At 61.1% G+C, this 17,380-nt stretch carries 14 protein-coding genes and 1 other RNA gene; 11 read left to right on the forward strand and 4 right to left on the reverse strand.

Annotated elements, in window-relative coordinates; genetic code table 11:
* Positions 1 to 125: 125 nt before the first annotated feature.
* From ACZ889_RS11925 to ACZ889_RS11950, 6 genes are all read left to right on the forward strand, one after another.
* Entirely contained in the window at positions 126 to 785 is a 660-nt protein-coding gene (locus ACZ889_RS11925; RefSeq protein ID WP_003254317.1) for a GntR family transcriptional regulator, read from the forward strand.
* Between the two features lie 3 nt (positions 786 to 788).
* A complete protein-coding gene (smc, locus tag ACZ889_RS11930; RefSeq protein ID WP_476257397.1) occupies positions 789 to 4,277 on the forward strand; it encodes a chromosome segregation protein SMC in 3,489 nt (1,162 codons plus the stop codon).
* A gap of 205 nt (positions 4,278 to 4,482) precedes the next feature.
* Entirely contained in the window at positions 4,483 to 5,376 is an 894-nt protein-coding gene (zipA, locus tag ACZ889_RS11935) for a cell division protein ZipA (RefSeq protein WP_179052263.1), read from the forward strand.
* A 219-nt stretch (positions 5,377 to 5,595) separates the two neighbouring features.
* Positions 5,596 to 7,926 carry an NAD-dependent DNA ligase LigA gene (gene ligA, locus ACZ889_RS11940; protein WP_180688613.1) on the forward strand — a complete coding sequence of 777 codons (2,331 nt, stop codon included), beginning with the start codon at positions 5,596 to 5,598 and terminating at the stop codon, positions 7,924 to 7,926.
* A gap of 225 nt (positions 7,927 to 8,151) precedes the next feature.
* Positions 8,152 to 8,248: signal recognition particle sRNA small type (gene ffs / locus ACZ889_RS11945), an RNA gene on the forward strand.
* 268 nt (positions 8,249 to 8,516) lie between these two features.
* On the forward strand, positions 8,517 to 9,602 hold the full coding sequence (locus ACZ889_RS11950; RefSeq protein ID WP_060539045.1) for a type I restriction endonuclease: 1,086 nt from the start codon (positions 8,517 to 8,519) through the stop codon (positions 9,600 to 9,602).
* A 441-nt stretch (positions 9,603 to 10,043) separates the two neighbouring features.
* On the opposite strand, the gene ACZ889_RS11955 is transcribed toward ACZ889_RS11950, so the two are convergent.
* The 3 genes from ACZ889_RS11955 to ACZ889_RS11965 form a co-directional block, all read right to left on the reverse strand.
* Positions 10,044 to 10,604, reverse strand: a complete 561-nt coding sequence (locus tag ACZ889_RS11955; RefSeq protein WP_257645121.1) for a hypothetical protein — start codon at positions 10,602 to 10,604, stop codon at positions 10,044 to 10,046.
* A 140-nt stretch (positions 10,605 to 10,744) separates the two neighbouring features.
* The gene (locus ACZ889_RS11960; RefSeq protein WP_060539047.1) at positions 10,745 to 11,170 is read right to left on the reverse strand and encodes a hypothetical protein; all 426 of its coding nucleotides are present in this window, start codon (positions 11,168 to 11,170) and stop codon (positions 10,745 to 10,747) included.
* Positions 11,171 to 11,268: 98 nt separating this feature from the next.
* A complete protein-coding gene (locus ACZ889_RS11965) occupies positions 11,269 to 11,679 on the reverse strand; it encodes a helix-turn-helix domain-containing protein (protein WP_060539049.1) in 411 nt (136 codons plus the stop codon).
* 83 nt (positions 11,680 to 11,762) lie between these two features.
* Here ACZ889_RS11965 and ACZ889_RS11970 point away from each other — a divergent pair, with 83 nt between their 5' ends.
* Both ACZ889_RS11970 and ACZ889_RS11975 read left to right on the forward strand, forming a co-directional pair.
* Entirely contained in the window at positions 11,763 to 12,251 is a 489-nt protein-coding gene (locus ACZ889_RS11970) for a DUF2938 domain-containing protein (RefSeq protein ID WP_102885903.1), read from the forward strand.
* A 357-nt stretch (positions 12,252 to 12,608) separates the two neighbouring features.
* Positions 12,609 to 12,797: a hypothetical protein gene (locus ACZ889_RS11975; RefSeq protein WP_475508488.1), complete on the forward strand. Its 189-nt coding sequence runs from the start codon at positions 12,609 to 12,611 to the stop codon at positions 12,795 to 12,797.
* 249 nt (positions 12,798 to 13,046) lie between these two features.
* Here the strand turns inward: ACZ889_RS11975 and ACZ889_RS11980 are convergent, their stop codons facing one another.
* The gene (locus ACZ889_RS11980) at positions 13,047 to 13,853 is read right to left on the reverse strand and encodes a substrate-binding periplasmic protein (RefSeq protein WP_180688612.1); all 807 of its coding nucleotides are present in this window, start codon (positions 13,851 to 13,853) and stop codon (positions 13,047 to 13,049) included.
* Positions 13,854 to 13,974: 121 nt separating this feature from the next.
* Here ACZ889_RS11980 and dnaX point away from each other — a divergent pair, with 121 nt between their 5' ends.
* From dnaX to recR, 3 genes are all read left to right on the forward strand, one after another.
* Entirely contained in the window at positions 13,975 to 16,056 is a 2,082-nt protein-coding gene (gene dnaX / locus ACZ889_RS11985) for a DNA polymerase III subunit gamma/tau (protein WP_180688611.1), read from the forward strand.
* A 63-nt stretch (positions 16,057 to 16,119) separates the two neighbouring features.
* Positions 16,120 to 16,455: a YbaB/EbfC family nucleoid-associated protein gene (locus tag ACZ889_RS11990; RefSeq protein ID WP_003254305.1), complete on the forward strand. Its 336-nt coding sequence runs from the start codon at positions 16,120 to 16,122 to the stop codon at positions 16,453 to 16,455.
* A 295-nt stretch (positions 16,456 to 16,750) separates the two neighbouring features.
* The gene (gene recR / locus ACZ889_RS11995) at positions 16,751 to 17,353 is read left to right on the forward strand and encodes a recombination mediator RecR (protein WP_003254304.1); all 603 of its coding nucleotides are present in this window, start codon (positions 16,751 to 16,753) and stop codon (positions 17,351 to 17,353) included.
* Positions 17,354 to 17,380 lie beyond the last annotated feature (27 nt).

Genomic DNA, 17,380 nt, shown 5'->3' on the forward strand with positions numbered 1-17,380 from the left:
AGATCGCGCCGGGCGCGTGGCTGTCTGACAGGTCAAATAAACCACCTGGCCCCTCTGCGCGATTACCGCCCAAGTACGCTACAATTCGCCCCTTGTGCCCAGTTCAATGATTTTGAAGGAAAACCATGACGTTCAAGGCCCCGGACAGCCTCTCCGAGCAGATTGCCGATTACCTGGCCGAACGCATCATCCGCGGCGAGCTGGCGCCAGGCGAGCGTATCCAGGAGCAGAAGGTTACCCAGGCGCTCAACGTCAGCCGCGGCTCGGTGCGCGAAGCACTGCTGATCCTCGAACGCCGCCATCTGGTGGCGATCCTGCCGCGACGTGGTGCCCATGTCACCGAACTGGACGAACGCAGCGTTCGTAGCCTGTGCTCGCTGATGGGCGAGTTCTACATCCTGCTGGGCAATGCGGTTGCGCAAAAATGGCGCACCGAAGCCGACCTGCGCCCGTTTCTGGAGATCCAGCAGCGGCTGCAGCGTGCCCATGACCAGCTCGACATCAAGACCTTCGTCGCCGACAGTTTTGCGGTCATGCGTGCGGCCTATCCGTTCGCCGACAACCCGTTCCTGCAGGAAACCGTGGAAAACCTGCAACCGGCCATGAGCCGTGCCTATTACCTGTCGCTGGACCAGCGCCAGGCCAACATGATCGACTATCTCGACCTGTTCGCCCGCCTGCTCGAAGCCGTGGTCTCCCGCGACCTGCCGCGCATTCGCGAGGTGCTCACCGCCTATGGCCAGCGCAGCTGCGAACTGGTGCTGGCGGCACTGGCCAGAGGCTGACCGATGCGCCTGAAGTGCATTCGCCTGGCCGGGTTCAAGTCGTTCGTCGACCCGACCACGGTCAACTTCCCCAGCAACATGGCGGCCGTGGTCGGCCCAAACGGCTGCGGCAAGTCCAATATCATCGACGCGGTGCGTTGGGTGATGGGCGAGAGTTCGGCGAAAAACTTGCGCGGCGAGTCGATGACCGACGTCATCTTCAACGGCTCCAGTGGCCGCAAGCCGGTCAGCCAGGCCAGTATCGAACTGGTGTTCGACAACAGCGAAACCACCCTGGTCGGCGAGTATGCCGCCTACGCCGAGATTTCGATCCGCCGCAAGGTTACCCGCGACGGGCAGAACAGCTATTACCTCAACGGCACCAAGTGCCGCCGGCGTGACATCACGGATATTTTCCTCGGGACGGGTCTGGGGCCGCGCAGCTACTCGATCATCGAGCAGGGCATGATCTCCAAGCTGATCGAGGCCAAGCCCGAGGAGCTGCGCAACTTCATCGAGGAAGCGGCTGGCATTTCCAAATACAAGGAGCGCCGCCGCGAAACCGAGAACCGCATCCGCCGCACCCAGGAAAACCTGGCGCGCCTGACCGACCTGCGCGAAGAGCTCGAGCGCCAGCTGGAGCGTCTGCATCGCCAGGCCCAGGCAGCCGAGAAGTACCGTGAGTACAAGGCTCAGGAGCGGCAGATGAAAGCGCGCCTGTCTGCCTTGCGCTGGCGAGACCTGGACGAACAAGTAAGCCAGCGCGAATCGGTGATCGGCGATCAGGGCGTTTCTCACGAGGCACTGGTGGCCGAGCAGCGCAATGCCGATGCCAGTATCGAACGCCTGCGCGACGGTCATCACGAACTGTCCGAACGCTTCAACCAAGTGCAGGGCCGTTTCTATTCGGTGGCCGGTGACATCGCCCGGGTCGAGCAGAGTATCCAGCATGGCCAGCAGCGCCTGCGGCAGTTGCAGGACGACTTCAAGGAAGCCGAGCGCACACGACTGGAAACCGAATCGCACCTGGGGCACGACCGTACCCTGCTGGCGACTTTGGGCGAAGAGCTGGCCATGCTCGAACCCGAGCAGGAAATGACCCTGGCTGCTGCCGAGGAAGCCGCTGCCGCGCTTGAAGAGGCCGAGCTGGGCATGCACGGCTGGCAGGAGCAGTGGGACAGCTTCAACAGCCGCTCCGCCGAACCGCGCCGCCAGGCCGAAGTGCAGCAGGCGCGCCTGCAGCAGCTGGAAACCAGCCTTGAACGCCAGGCCGAGCGCCAGCGCAAGTTGGTCGAGGAGCGCGAGCAACTGGGCAGCGACCCGCAGGATGCCGCCATGCTCGAACTGGCCGAGCAACTGGCCAGCAGCGAAATGCTGCTGGAGGAACTGCAGCTCTGCGAAGAGCAGGTGATCGAGCGCCTGGAAAGCGCGCGCGAGCAACTGCAGCAGGCCACCCAGGCGCAACAGCAGGCACAGGGCGACCTGCAGCGTCTGGGCGGGCGCCTGGCCTCGCTTGAAGCCTTGCAGCAGGCCGCCCTGGAGCCGGGCGCAGGTGCTGCGCAATGGCTGCACGGCCAAGGGCTGGAGCAACAGCCGCGGCTGGCCGAAGGCTTGCGGGTGGAGCCGGGTTGGGAGCTGGCGGTAGAGACGGTGCTTGGCGCCGATCTGCAGGCTGTGCTGGTGGACGATTTCAACGACCTCGATTTTGCCGGCCTGGAACAGGGTGAGCTGCGCTTGCTGCTGGCCGTCGGCGCGGGGGCGACGTTGCCCGGCAGCTTGCTGGAGAAGGTCGAGGGCCGTATCGACCTGGCGCCCTGGCTGGGCCAGGTCAGGCCTGTGGAAGACCTGGCTCAGGCACTGGAGCAGCGCGGATCGCTCGGCGAAGGGCAGAGCCTGGTCAGTCGCGATGGCTACTGGGTCGGCCGGCACTTCCTGCGGGTACGCCGGGGTGGCGAGGCCGAAGGCGGCGTGTTGGCGCGCGGCCAGGAAATCGAACGCCTGGGCCAGGAACAACTGGAACAGGAAGCGGCGCTGGAACAGCTCGATCAACAGTTGCAGGCCCTGCGCGAGCAGCAACTGGACCTGGAGGAGCAGCGCGAACAGTTGCGCCGCCGCACCCAGGATGAAAACCGCCTGCACGGCGAGCTGAAGGCCAGTCTTTCGGCCAGCCGCGCGCGCGCCGAGCAGGTCGAGCTGCGCCGCCGCCGCCTGCACGAAGAGCTGGGCGAGCTGGAAGAGCAGCGCGCCCTGGAACACGAGCAACTGGGCGAAGCACGCCTGCTGCTGCAAGAGGCTCTGGAGCTCATGGCCCAGGACACCGAGCAGCGCGAACAGTTGATGGCCCGCCGCGACACCCTGCGCGAAAGCCTTGACCGGGTGCGTCAGGAGGCCCGCCAGCACAAGGACCACGCTCACCAGCTGGCGGTGCGCCTGGGGTCGTTGCGTGCCCAGCACGACTCCACCCGCCAGGCGCTGGAGCGTCTGGAGCAGCAAGCTGCGCGCCTGACCGAGCGCCAGGAACAACTGAGCCTGAACCTGGAGGAGGGTGAAGCCCCGCAGGAAGAACTGCGCCTGAAGCTGGAGGAGCTGCTGGAGCGGCGCATGAGCGTCGACGAGGAAATGCGCCTGGCTCGCCTGCACATGGACGAAGCTGACCGCGAACTGCGCGATGCCGAAAAACGCCGCACCCAGGCCGAGCAGCAGGCCCAGCTGCTGCGTGGTCAACTGGAGCAGTTGCGCCTGGAGTGCCAGGGCCTGGATGTGCGGCGCAAGACCCTGCAAGAGCAGTTGCTGGCCGACGGCTATGACCTGCAAGGCGTGCTCGCCACCCTGGAAACCGAGGCCAGCGAGCAGGGCACCGAGCAGGAGCTGGAACAGCTTGAAGCGCGCATCCAGCGCCTGGGGGCGATCAACCTGGCGGCCATCGAAGAATACGAGCAGCAATCCGAGCGCAAACGATACCTGGACGCTCAGGACGCCGACCTGGTCGAAGCGCTGGAGACCCTCGAAAACGTCATCCGCAAAATCGACAAGGAAACCCGCAACCGCTTCAAGGATACCTTTGATCAGATAAATGCCGGATTACAGGCACTTTTCCCAAAAGTTTTCGGTGGTGGCAGCGCTTATCTGGAACTGACGGGCGAAGATCTACTCGATACAGGGGTAACGATCATGGCGCGACCGCCGGGCAAGAAGAACAGCACCATCCATCTGCTGTCCGGCGGCGAGAAGGCACTGACCGCTTTGGCGCTGGTGTTTGCCATCTTCAAGTTGAACCCCGCACCGTTCTGCATGCTCGACGAGGTCGATGCACCGCTGGACGATGCCAACGTCGGGCGCTACGCGCGTCTGGTCAAGGAAATGAGTGAAAGCGTGCAGTTCATCTACATCACCCATAACAAGATTGCCATGGAGATGGCGGACCAATTGATGGGGGTGACCATGCATGAGCCGGGTTGTTCACGCCTTGTTGCAGTTGATGTGGAGGCGGCCATGGCCATGGTCGACGCTTGATGCACGACGATAGGGGCACATTCTGCAGCGAAATGCCCCCGCCGTGTGCGACAGACGGTGTAAAGTTGTCTTTGGTCGTGCTAGCTTAATGTCACTCGTTTTTTGCGTGGGTAAAACGCCTGTCAGAACATAGAGTTGGCGCCACGTGTTAAAGGGCTTTGAACCCTTTGTTTTCAAGCATATTTTTATAGAGGCACGGGATTACATGGAAATCGGTCTGCGCGAGTGGCTGATCCTCATCGGCATCATTGTTATCGCCGGGATTCTTTTCGACGGCTGGCGCCGCATGCGCGGCGGGAAAGGCAAGTTGAAATTCCGTCTGGATCGCAGTTATTCCAACCTGCCAGACGAAGAGGGTGGCAGTGCCGAGGTGCTCGGCCCGTCGCGAGTGCTCGATACCCACAAGGAGCCTGAGCTGGACGAAAGCGACCTGCCGTCGCTCAGCGCGTCTGCGCGTGATCGCGAGCGTGAGCCCAAGCCGGTCAAGGCCAGCAAGCGCGGCAAGCGTGCCAGTGCGGCTGCCGATGTGCAGCAGGGTGACCTGAACCTGAGCGCCGAGCCGCGCGAGCCCGACCTGTTTGCCGACAGCGATGACGACTTTGCCGCCGACAACAACCGTAGCAGCGGCGCAGCGCCTGCCAGCAGCAGCGTCAAGGAGTTGCCACCCGCCGAAGAGGTGCTGGTCATCAGCGTGATCTCCCGCGACGAGGGTGGCTTCAAGGGCCCGGCGCTGCTGCAGAACATCCTGGAAAGCGGCTTGCGCTTCGGCGAAATGGACATCTTCCACCGCCACGAGAGCATGGCCGGTCACGGCGAGGTGCTGTTCTCGATGGCCAACGCAGTCAAGCCTGGCGTGTTCGACCTGGACGACATCGATCACTTCAGCACTCGCGCTGTGAGCTTCTTCCTCGGCTTGCCGGGCCCACGTCATCCGAAGCAGGCTTTCGACGTGATGGTTGCCGCGGCACGCAAGCTGGCCCACGAACTGAACGGTGAGCTCAAGGATGACCAGCGCAGCGTGCTGACTGCCCAGACCATCGAGCACTACCGCCAGCGTATCGTCGAGTTCGAGCGCCGTGCGCTGACCCAGAAACGCTGACAGATCCAGACGAAAGAGCAGCCTGAGGGCGTGCTGGCCGGTTCGGGTATCGTCGTTGCCTGTGCCGGCCTCTTCGCGGGTAAACCCGCTCCTACAAAGGCATGTGATGCCCTCGTAGGAGCGGGTTTACCCGCGAAGAGGCCGGCACAGTCAATAGACACCTAAAACTCCACGCACACCCCAAGCTGCTCTTTTGCTTTGCAAGAGAAGACAAATCCCATGACCGCCGAAACCCGTATCCTCGAACTGCGTGCCGAGCTCGATCAGCATAACTATCGCTACTACGTGCTCGACGAGCCCAGCGTGCCTGATGCCGAATACGACCGCCTGTTCAACGAGCTCAAGGCGCTGGAAGCCGAACACCCGCACCTGGTAACCCCCGACTCGCCCACCCAGCGCGTTGGCGGCGCTGCCTTGGCGGCGTTCAGCCAGGTGCGCCACGAAGTGCCCATGCTCAGCCTGGGCAACGCCTTCGAAGAAGCCGACCTGCGTGAGTTCGGTCGCCGCGTGGTAGAAGGCCTCGATCAGCCTGGCGCGGTCGACTACAGCTGCGAACCCAAGCTCGATGGCCTGGCCGTGAGCCTGCTATACCGCGACGGCCAGCTGGTGCAGGGCGCCACCCGTGGCGACGGCACCACTGGCGAAGACATCAGCGCCAACGTACGCACCGTGCGCAACATCCCGCTCAAGTTGCAGGGTAAGGGCTGGCCGGCAGTGCTGGAGGTGCGCGGCGAGGTGTACATGAGCAAGGCCGGTTTCGACCGGCTCAATGCCGCCCAGGCCGAGGCCGGTGGCAAGACCTTCGCCAACCCGCGCAATGCCGCCGCTGGCAGCTTGCGCCAGCTGGACTCGAAAATCACCGCCAGCCGCCCGCTGGAGTTCTGCTGCTATGGCGTCGGCCAGTTGTCCGAAAGCATCGGCGACAGCCACATCGGCATCCTCGAGCAACTCAAGGCCTGGGGCCTGCCGATCAGCCGCGAGCTCAAGCATGCGGCGGGCATCGAAGAATGCCTGGCCTACTACCGCGACATTGGCGAGCGGCGTAACAGCCTGCCGTATGAGATCGACGGTGTAGTGTTCAAGGTCAACAGCCTGGCCGCCCAGCGCGAGCTGGGCTTCCGCGCCCGTGAGCCGCGCTGGGCGATTGCCCACAAGTTCCCGGCCATGGAAGAGCTGACCGAGGTGCTGGACGTTGAGTTCCAGGTTGGCCGTACGGGTGCCGTAACGCCTGTGGCGCGGCTGAAGCCGGTCAAGGTGGCCGGTGTGACCGTGTCCAACGCCACCTTGCACAACATGGACGAAATCGCCCGCCTGGGCCTGCGCATCGGCGACACGGTGATCATTCGCAGGGCCGGCGACGTGATCCCGCAGGTGATGCAGGTGGTGCTGGAGCGTCGTCCGCAAGACGCCCGCCCGGTAGAAGTGCCAAGCGAGTGCCCGGTGTGTGGTTCGCAGGTCGAGCGCACCCAGCTGGTCAAGCGCAGCAAAGGCAAGGAAACCACCAGCGAAGGTGCGGTGTACCGCTGCGTCGGCCGCCTGGCCTGTGGCGCCCAGCTCAAGCAGGCGATCATTCATTATGTGTCGCGCCGTGCCATGGACATCGACGGCCTGGGTGAGAAGAGTGTCGAGCAGTTGGTGGATGAAGGCCTGATCGGCTCGCCGGCTGACCTGTACAAGCTGCAGTTCGAGCAGGTCGTCGGCCTTGAAGGCTTTGCCGAGGTGTCGACCCAGAAGCTGCTGGATGCCATCGAAGCCAGCAAGCGCCCGAGCCTGGCGCGCTTCATCTACGCGCTGGGCATCCCGGATGTCGGCGAGGAGACTGCCAAGGTGCTGGCCCGCTCGCTGGGCAGCCTGGCGCGCGTGCAGCAGGCATTGCCGCAGGTGCTGACCTATTTGCCGGACATCGGTCTCGAAGTGGCCTACGAGATCCACAATTTCTTTGAAGACGAGCACAACCAGAAGGTTATCCAGCAGCTGCTTGACAGCGGTATGCAGTTGCAGGACGAAGGTGAGCTGGCTGCCGAATTTGCCGCCAGCACCACCTTGGCCGGGATGATCGCCAAGCTCGACATTGCCTCCGTCGGCCCGACCGGTGCCGAGAAGTTGGTGGCCAAGCTCGACAGCCTGGACAAGATCATCGCCGCCGACGGCATTGACCTGCGCCAGGCCCTGGCGGCCAAGCAGGCCGACGCAGTGCGTGAGTTCTTCAAGGATGAAGCGAACCAGAAACTGGCCCGGGACATCGAAGCGCAGCTGCTGGCGTTCGGCATGCACTGGAGCAGCGAGAAGAAGGTAGCCGAAGGCTTGCCGCTGGCCGGCCAGACCTGGGTGCTGACCGGTACGCTGGAGCGCATGAGCCGGGACATTGCCAAGGACAAGCTGGAAAGCCTGGGGGCCAAGGTTGCCGGTTCCGTTTCCGGCAAGACCCACTGCGTGGTGGCAGGGCCTGGGGCAGGTTCCAAGCTGGCCAAGGCTGCTGAGCTGGGTGTGAAGGTACTGGACGAAGATGCCTTCGTCACATTCCTGGCCGAACACGGCATAGCGGTCTAGGCATCCGTGCCCCCCTGTGGGGGGCAACTGTCTTGCTCAAAACTTGAAAAGCCTGCGCGGTCGCCCGTAGGAGCGGGTTTACCCGCGAAGAGGCCCGTCCAGGCCGTCTCGACCCTGTCAAGTCATTGAGAAATGATGACTTTTTCTGCCGCGGTGGTTGTATCTGCTCCAAAGACCGGTACAATGGCGCCACTCGCTGCTCAGCGAGGCATGTAGTGGTGGCCCCATCGGTCCCCCCGCATTGATTACCCGTTAACCTGGTCAGGCCCGGAAGGGAGCAGCCATAGCGGGAACATCGAGTGCCGGGGTGTGGCTGGTGGGGCCGCCTCCATTCTGTAGGTCCTTAATTCTAAAGGACTGTTCTCGCTCAAAATTTCGAAGTGGACCAGTGCCGTAGTACACCTAAGTGGTGCACTGTGCTGAGCAGCTTCGTCATCTCGCCTCTCCAATAGCCTCTCTGGTTACGCCAATCTCGGCGCTACCTTGTCATTCGCTCATGTGGCGTTTTCCCCTTGTCTCTCGCAGTGATTTGCAATTGCCAGTATGGTGGCTGTGCTACTAGGATGTGGCATCTGAGCGAGGAGTGAGAGATGGAATTCTTAGAGCGACTGAACGCATTATCAGCCAAGATCCGCCAGCAGGGCCCTGCTATCCAGACAGAGGAGGCGACCAAGATTGCCTTTGTCATGCCCTTCATCAACTCCGTCCTAGGCTACGACGTCTTCGATCCCTCAGAGGTTACGCCAGAGTACGTCTGCGACGTGGGGACGAAGAAGGGCGAGAAGATCGACTACGCCATCATGAAGAACGGCGAGATTCAGATCCTTATCGAGTGCAAGAAGATCGGCGAACCGCTGCATATCAACCATGCGAGCCAGCTGTTCCGGTACTTCCACGTCACCACCGCCCGTATCTCGATCCTTACCAATGGCCAGATTTACCGGTTCTTTACCGACCTCGATGCCCCTAACAAGATGGATGAGAAGCCATTCTTGGAGCTAGACCTTCTCGATCTGGACGAGCACGCCCTTCCGGAGCTTCAGAAGCTAACCAAGTCTGCGTTCGATGTTGACTCGATCATCAGTGCTGCAGGAGAACTGAAGTATGTTGGCCAGATCAAGAAAGAGATGGCTTCGCAGTTCAGTCAGCCTAGTGACGAGTTCGTGAAGTTCTTCGCTACTCGCGTCTACGACGGGATCATTACCCAGAAAGTTAGAGAGCAATTCACCACCTTGACTAGGAAGGCGGCAATCCAGTTCCTAGGAGATCAGATTAACGACAGGCTGAAGTCGGCTATGAGCGGTGCGGTCGAGCCGTCTTATGCGATGATGGCCGTTCAAGCAGCTCCGGCGCCTGAGTCTGCTGAGGGAAGCGGCGACGACGATCGTGTCCAGACTACTCTTGAAGAGCTTGAGGGCTTCCATATCGTCAAGGCAATTGTGCGGGCGGTTGTGGATGCAAAGCGGATCGTTCACCGTGATACCCAAAGTTACTTCGGGATTCTGCTGGACGATAATAATCGTAAACCGATTTGCCGGTTGCACTTCAATCGCAGCCAGAAGTACATAGGGATCTTCGACGCTGAAAAGAACGAAACGCGCCACCCAATTGCATCTGTGGATGATCTCTACGGATTTGCGGAGCAGTTGAAGGGTACCATTTCGCTGTACCAGTAAGTTTTTGTTTCTGGCGGGAGCCGATCTAATTAGTTGTCGAGCGGTGCTCTCGCCATTATTTCCGAAAAGTTGCTGTGAGAGGGAGTTCGCCTAATTGCCTGCTCGCTTGCTCCGCCAACAATGGTTCGAGAAACAGAGCAGCTTGACGTCATGCAATAGGAGGGATATGCCAAGGGTATGGCGGTTGGGGAGCAGACGCTTCGGGAGTCGAAGATATAGGTAGCAAACTTGGCGTCGGACGATGTAAGTCAAAAATGTCACCGGAGCGGACCAGAAAAGTGGAGCAATTGAGTGGAACAATTCTGATCACACCCCGAGTCTTGAGCACCCATGATGGATATCCGCATGGTTGAATGGCCGGCCTCCTCGTCAGTCTGAAACCCTTGCCTCATAAGGCCTGCATTCAGGAGGCGCTATCGCTCAGCCAAACGAACATCTGCCTTATTGCGTCAAAGAGACTTGCTTGGCCTCAGGGTTGAGCGCCTTGAGACGCTTCATAAGTGTGCTGATATTGGTGCGAGCCGAACCCTCATTGGCCAGGCGAAGACGCTTGATCCCGATTAGTGAGTCGCCCATCCCGGCAGTATATGGCGTCCGGATGATCTCTCGGAAGATCACGGCGTTTGAACTTGACTCGGTCAGTGTGTATTCAGCCTCGCAGGTGACTTCGAAATCCGCGCCAAAAATGGGCTGATCGACGCGTAGCAGGTTGGCGCGCAGTGTGTAGGCAGTGGGGCCTTCGCCTAGCAAGCCGGCGCTAGCAAGTGATTGCTTGAGGGCTGCGCCAAAGTCGGGGCCGTCAATTTCCGAAGTCCAGAGAGGATTGGTGCTGTCTCCGCCATTAACCTCGGTTACCTGGATGTTGCGATGCAGGCGTTGGTCATAGAATTGCGCATCGGTTTGATCCGATATTACGGCCATTCCGGAGATCTGGGCAGGTGAAGCACACCCTGTGCAAAGCGCAATAAATGCCGAGGCTATAAACAAACGGAAGTAGTTCACTCGAATAATCCTTGAATGTTATGTCAGTCACATTAGACAGAAGCCATACGTCGTGTATGGCCTCAGGGGTTTCTACGTCCGCGCTGAGCATCGTCGGAACGTGTATTCCTCATGCCGAGCGTTGCGCTGATCGGCAGCCCTTACAGGTTGTATTTGTCATCGATCCTGCGTTTGTCCAGCGTGTACCGCTTGAGGTCGATTGCGTCGGACTCCAGCTTGGCATCTAGCTCGTCCATGTCATGCTTCTTAAGCGTCGCAACGTGAGCTTTGGTGGCCTGGTAGTTGATGAACTCTGCAGCATCATGCCCGCTCACTGGGTCCCAGAGAATTGAGAGAGGCCAAAACAGCAAGTTCACGACGCCAAAACCGTAGGCGCGACCATAGAACGAGCCTCCTCCCGGAAGCAGGCCGAGGCCGGCAGCCAGCCCAGGGTTTTTTTCTTCAACCGCGAGGTTTTTGGCGCGGTAGCTAGCAAGTTCCGACTCTTGGGCCGAATTGAGGCCGGTAGCGCAACCAGTGGTTAACGTTATCAGGGCGGCAGCGGTCAGATTTCTAATTGTGGACATGCAACATTTCCTAAGCGTAAGTGTTGTTCTCGTGCACGGCTGGGCGTCGAGGCGCGTAACTTTACACTGAGTAGTGGCGCATTAGAATCATTATGCCATCATCTTGTGAGGGCGATTCGGCCCCTGTTTTTCCCGAGCCCCGCCGCCGACAGCTTCATCAGCCGCTGGAATTTCGGGCATGCCAGATGATCTTTCTCAGGGCATTGCGCGGCATGCCGCAACCCCTTGCTCATCGCCTGCAACCGCTTGATCCGCGCATCCAGCTCGTCCGCCTTGGCCATCAGCATCTGCCGGTCGACCTGCAGGTCCACCAGCATCGCCCCCACTTCATCCAGCGAAAACCCCGCAGCCTGCCCCAGGGCGATCAGCGCTAGCCTGTCCGCCACGTCGGCTGCAAACTGTCGTCGCTGGCCGCGCCCGGCCAAGGACTTGAGCAAGCCTTTCTTCTCGTAGTAACGCAGTGTCGATGCGGGTACGCCTGTGCGTTTGGCGACGTCGGCAATGTCCATTTCGGGCCCTTGACTTGAAGTTGACTTTAACTTCTATGCTGCGCGGCATGGTAATGACCGTCAACCTTCGAGGGCTTGTTCAAATGACGTTTACTGCGATGTTTCTAGCTGCATTGCCGATTGGCATTGGTGCCACTGTAGTGATGGACCTGTGGGGGTTGCTGCTGAGGCGGTTAGGTATCGCAACGCTGAATTTCGCCATGGTCGGACGTTGGGCGGGGCACCTGCTAGGCGGGCGTGTTTCGCACCAAGCGATTGCCAAAGCGGAACCGGTGCGAAATGAGTTGGCGTGGGGATGGGTGATTCACTACGCCACCGGCGTGCTTTTCGCGATGCTGCTGGTTGTGATCGTAGGGGAGGGCTGGTTGCGGTCGCCTACTCTTTTACCAGCAGTAGTTGTGGGTGTGGGTACAGTTGTGGCGCCGTTTTGCCTCATGCAGCCAGCGATGGGGGCAGGGTTCTTTGCGTCCAGGACGCCGACGCCTGCGCGCAACTGCCTGAAGAGCCTGGCCACGCATTTTGTGTTTGGTGTGGGGTTGTTCTTGAGTGCGTATTTACGGGCTTTGGTGTGAAGACAGGGAGCCCGATAACAGTAAGCACATGATCAGAGTGCCCACTTTAAGATAGGTCTGATAACAGTCTAGGAAAGCCCCTACACGTCAGGCAGGCATAGCGAATTATCCTACGTGTTCCGTCGACTCCCGTCTGATTGTCCCGGTCAACCTCGCCCACTAGGCTTTCGCGGTCGCTGTCAGTTCAGCGATCGGGTGTGGAAGCCTGGGTGGTTTGGCGGCTGTCGATATGACAGTTGTGCGTGGGAGGCCTTCGGGCCTGCCGGGTTTGCCATACCCCTGGTCTTCCACCCCGCGTACAACTGTCACCCTAAGTGTGGAAGCAAAAGGGTGCTCTCAGCCCGGTATGGTGAGCTCATGAAAAAATTGGTCCCCGATCCGCCCCACGTCTTTGATCTTCCCCAAGGCAAATCCCTTTCCCGCGCGATCAGCGAAGGCATCGTCCCGATGGAGTTCGCGTTGATGAATGTTTCCCACTACCTGATGTTCGCCTACAGCGATATCCGGCGGGCGCTTGAGCGTATTCAGGACGAAGAAACCAGGTAGTTGTTGGAGCATGGGTTGCGGGCCATGCAGATTGCCTGGGGGCAGGCGGATGCTGTCAGCTTGGCGTTTGAACGTAAAGGCCGGTGACATTGAGTTTGTGATAGAGATTGTGAGTGTGCCGCACAACGCTGTGGGAGCGGGCATGCCCGCGAAGAATATAACGTGGTGGATGGCACCGGCTATGCCGGTGTTCGCGGGCAAGCCCGCTCCCACAGTGTTTGCGCAAGCGTTCGCGAAATGAGCAGGGCGTTAGTTGCGCTGGCTGTGTGCCGGCATTTTGCTGGGTATTTCGGGCCGGGCCACAGACATACTGTCCGGGTCGCCCGTCCCTCCATACCGCTGCAAAATCCGCTCGATCTCCCCCGACTGCTTCATCCTTACCAACGCCCGCAACAGCCCTTGTGTCGGTATCGCCGGATCGTTGCGCACCATGCACCCCAAATCCTGTTCGTCCAGCACCGCCAGCGCTTGCAATTGCTGCTCCGCTGGCAACCCTTGGTTGAACCACTGCAACGACAACTGGTTGCTCACCGCATGGCGATACCGGCCTGCCTGCAGCTTTTGCAGCACCAGCAACTGGCTGCGGCTGTCCTCACGGTGCAGCTGGCCGTGGTCCAGCAGCGGTTGCAGGGTTGAATAGGTGTAGCCAAGCACCGTGCCGATCGCCTGGGGTGGCAGTTGCTCAGGGGGGATCGGTGTGCTGTCGCCGGCGCGGCCGACCAGTACGTCACGCTGATGAATCAGCGGGATACTCCACACAAAATCCCTTGGGCGGTCGTTGAGCCATTGGGTACTGACGTAGCAACGGACATCAATGTCGCCGCTGCTCATGGCCTCCTCCAGGCGCAGGCGGGCCATGACGTGGAACTCGGGGCGAGCGCCCACTTGCCTGGCAACGGTTTGCATCAGGTCGTAAAGCAATCCCTCCACTGGCTGATCGCCTTCGATGCGTACCAGCGGCATGCTCCAGCTCTCGGCGACGGAAAAGCGCAGCACCGGCTGGTCAGCCAGGCTGTTTGTAGACCACAGCAGTAACAGGGCCAGCAGTCTTCGCAAAGGCAATCCTCCCTGGACAATGCGCCATTCCAAGCTTAGACGAGTTGCGCAGGGTGCAATTTTGCCCCCGCTCCGCTAGCATTAGCGATCTTCCGCTCGATCAGGCTACGATGGTTTTTCGATGAGTTATCAGGTTCTTGCACGAAAATGGCGTCCGCGCTCGTTCCGCGAAATGGTCGGCCAGACCCATGTGCTCAAGGCCTTGATCAATGCCTTGGACAACCAGCGCCTGCACCATGCCTACCTGTTCACCGGTACCCGCGGCGTGGGCAAGACGACCATCGCCCGTATTATCGCCAAGTGCCTGAACTGTGAAACCGGCATCACCTCCACGCCCTGTGGCACCTGTTCGGTGTGCCGGGAAATCGACGAAGGCCGTTTTGTCGACCTGATCGAGATCGACGCCGCCAGCCGTACCAAGGTCGAGGACACTCGCGAACTGCTCGATAACGTGCAGTACGCCCCCAGCCGTGGGCGCTTCAAGGTCTACCTGATCGACGAAGTGCACATGCTCTCGACCCACTCGTTCAACGCCTTGCTCAAGACGCTGGAAGAGCCACCGCCCTACGTCAAGTTCATCCTCGCTACCACCGACCCGCAGAAGCTGCCGGCCACCATCCTGTCGCGCTGCCTGCAGTTCTCGTTGAAGAACATGAGCCCGGAGCGGGTGGTGGAGCACCTCAGCCACGTACTGGCCGCCGAAAATGTGCCGTTCGAGGAAGATGCCCTGTGGCTGCTGGGCCGTGCGGCCGATGGTTCCATGCGTGATGCCATGAGCCTGACCGACCAGGCCATCGCCTTCGGTGAAGGCAAGGTACTGGCCGCCGATGTACGTGCCATGTTGGGTAGCCTCGACCATGGCCAGGTGTATGGGGTCTTGCAGGCACTGCTCGAAGGCGATGCCAGGGCTTTGCTGGAGGCCGTGCGTAACCTGGCCGAGCAAGGGCCGGACTGGTCGGGCGTTCTGGCCGAAATGCTCAATGTGCTGCACCGTGTAGCCATTGCCCAGGCGCTGCCCGAAGCGGTAGACAACGGCCAGGGTGATCGCGAGCGGGTATTGGCGCTGGCTTCGGCGCTGCCGGCCGAGGATGTGCAGTTCTATTATCAGATGGGCCTGATAGGCCGCCGTGACCTGCCCCTTGCGCCGGACCCGCGCGGTGGCTTCGAGATGGTGCTGTTGCGCATGCTGGCGTTCCGCCCGGCAGACACGGACGACGCACCGAAGCCGGTGCTAAAGCCAGCGGGGATCAGCCAGGCCACAGCTGATCCTGCAGGGAAGGTGGCAGCCGCGGCGCCGGTCGAGCCTTCATCACCTGTCGCGGCTGTGCCGGCGGAGCCTGTAGCGCAAGCCCCGCAACTGGAGGTGCCTGCACCCGCGACGGCTGATCATGAGCCGGAGGCCGAGGCAGATGTTGAGCTGAAGGCCGAAGCCGAGGCCATCTCCGTACCTGAGCCTGTTGCCGAAGTGGTCGACTTGCCGTGGGAAGAGCCTGCCGTTGCGCCCGCGCCGTTAGCGGCTGAACTCGCGCCCGAACCGGCACCTGCGCCCGAGCCCGAGTCTGTTGCCCCGGTGGCGCCCCCACAGGCCGCCCCGGCACACGACGAGCCGCCTTTCGACCCGTCTGCCTACGCTGCCGTGGGGATGGAGCGCGACGATGAGCCGCCGCTTGACGAAGACTACTACGGTGGCGAAAGCGACCCGGCAGGCTTCAGCTACCTGGACGAGCTGGCCGAGCATGTTCAGGAAGATGTGTCCAAACCGGCGGCCGAACCGTTGCCGGCAGCCAAACCAGCCACCGGTCTGGCCCTGCAATGGCTGGAATTATTCCCACAGTTGCCTGTGTCCGGGATGACAGGCAACATCGCGGCAAACTGTACGCTGATTGCCGCCGATGGCGACGACTGGTTGCTGCATCTGGACCCGGGCCAGGGTGCGTTGTTCAACGCCACCCAGCAGCGGCGCCTGAACGAAGCGCTCAACCAGCACTTGGGGCGCACGCTGAACCTGCGTATCGAGCTGATCCTGCCCGAGCAGGAAACCCCGGCTCAGGCCGCAGCGCGCAAGCGTGCCGAGCGCCAGCAGGACGCCGTCGCGTCGATCGAGCAGGATCCGTTGATCCAGCAGATGATCAAGTTGTTCGGCGCCAAGGTGCGGCAGGATACTATTGAGCCTGTAGAAGCCCTGGCCAGTCAGGGCCAGTAACGGATAACCATGCGGCCGGCCCGGTGCCGGGCCGCATCACATGACCCAATCGAGGTATACCCCATGATGAAAGGTGGCATGGCCGGCCTGATGAAGCAGGCCCAGCAGATGCAGGAAAAAATGCAGAAGATGCAGGAAGAACTGGCCAACGCCGAAGTCACCGGTCAGTCCGGTGGCGGTCTGGTGAGCGTGGTGATGACCGGTCGTCACGACGTCAAGCGCGTCAGCATCGACCAGAGCCTGATGTCGACTGATGAAGACGACAAGGAAGTTCTGGAGGACCTCATTGCCGCTGCGCTGAACGACGCCGTGCGCAAGGTTGAGCAAAGCAGCCAGGAAAAGATGGGCGGCATGACCGCCGGCATGCAGCTGCCGCCAGGATTCAAGATGCCGTTCTAAGGCATTGAGGTACTCAAAAACGCCGCTGATATCAGCGGCGTTTTTTTTTGCGTAGATTTCACCCGGCTGCGGTCTGCTATTTATGTGGGGGCGGCCTTGTGTCGCGAAAGGGGCGCGAAGCGGCCCCCGGATTCCAGCTTTGCAGCATAGAATGCCGGGGCTGCTTCGCAGCCCTTTCGCGACACAAGGCCGTTCCCACAAAAAAGCAGACCTTGCAGGCTTTGGGCGAGGTGATTTGACGCCATCGCCCCCGCTGGGTATAAACCGCCTCTTATTGAATTGTCAGGCCTTTCCCATGAGCTTCAGCCCTCTCATCCGCCAACTGATCGACGGCCTGCGCATCTTGCCAGGCGTTGGCCAGAAAACCGCCCAGCGCATGGCCCTGCAACTGCTCGAGCGCGACCGCAGTGGCGGGCTGCGCCTGGCTCAGGCCTTGACCCAGGCCATGGAAGGGGTAGGGCATTGCCGCCAGTGTCGCACCCTCACCGAGCAGGAACTGTGCCCGCAGTGCGCCGACCCGCGCCGTGACGACACCCAGCTGTGCGTGGTCGAGGGGCCGACCGATGTGTATGCGGTGGAGCAGACGGGCTACCGTGGGCGTTACTTCGTGCTCAAGGGGCACCTGTCGCCGCTGGATGGCCTGGGGCCTGAGGCGATCGGTATTCCGCAGCTGATGGCGCGGATCGAAGAGCAGGGCACCTTTACCGAGGTGATCCTGGCGACCAACCCGACGGTGGAGGGGGAGGCGACGGCGCATTACATTGCCCAGTTGCTGAGCGAGAAAGGCTTGGTGGCGTCTCGCATTGCCCATGGTGTGCCGCTGGGCGGTGAGCTGGAGATGGTGGACGGTGGTACCTTGGCCCATGCCTTTGCAGGGCGCCGGCCCATTTCGCTCTGATTCATTGGGGCCGCTTGGCGGCCCATT

It is taken from the genome of Pseudomonas sp. TE3895 (genome assembly GCF_056278855.1).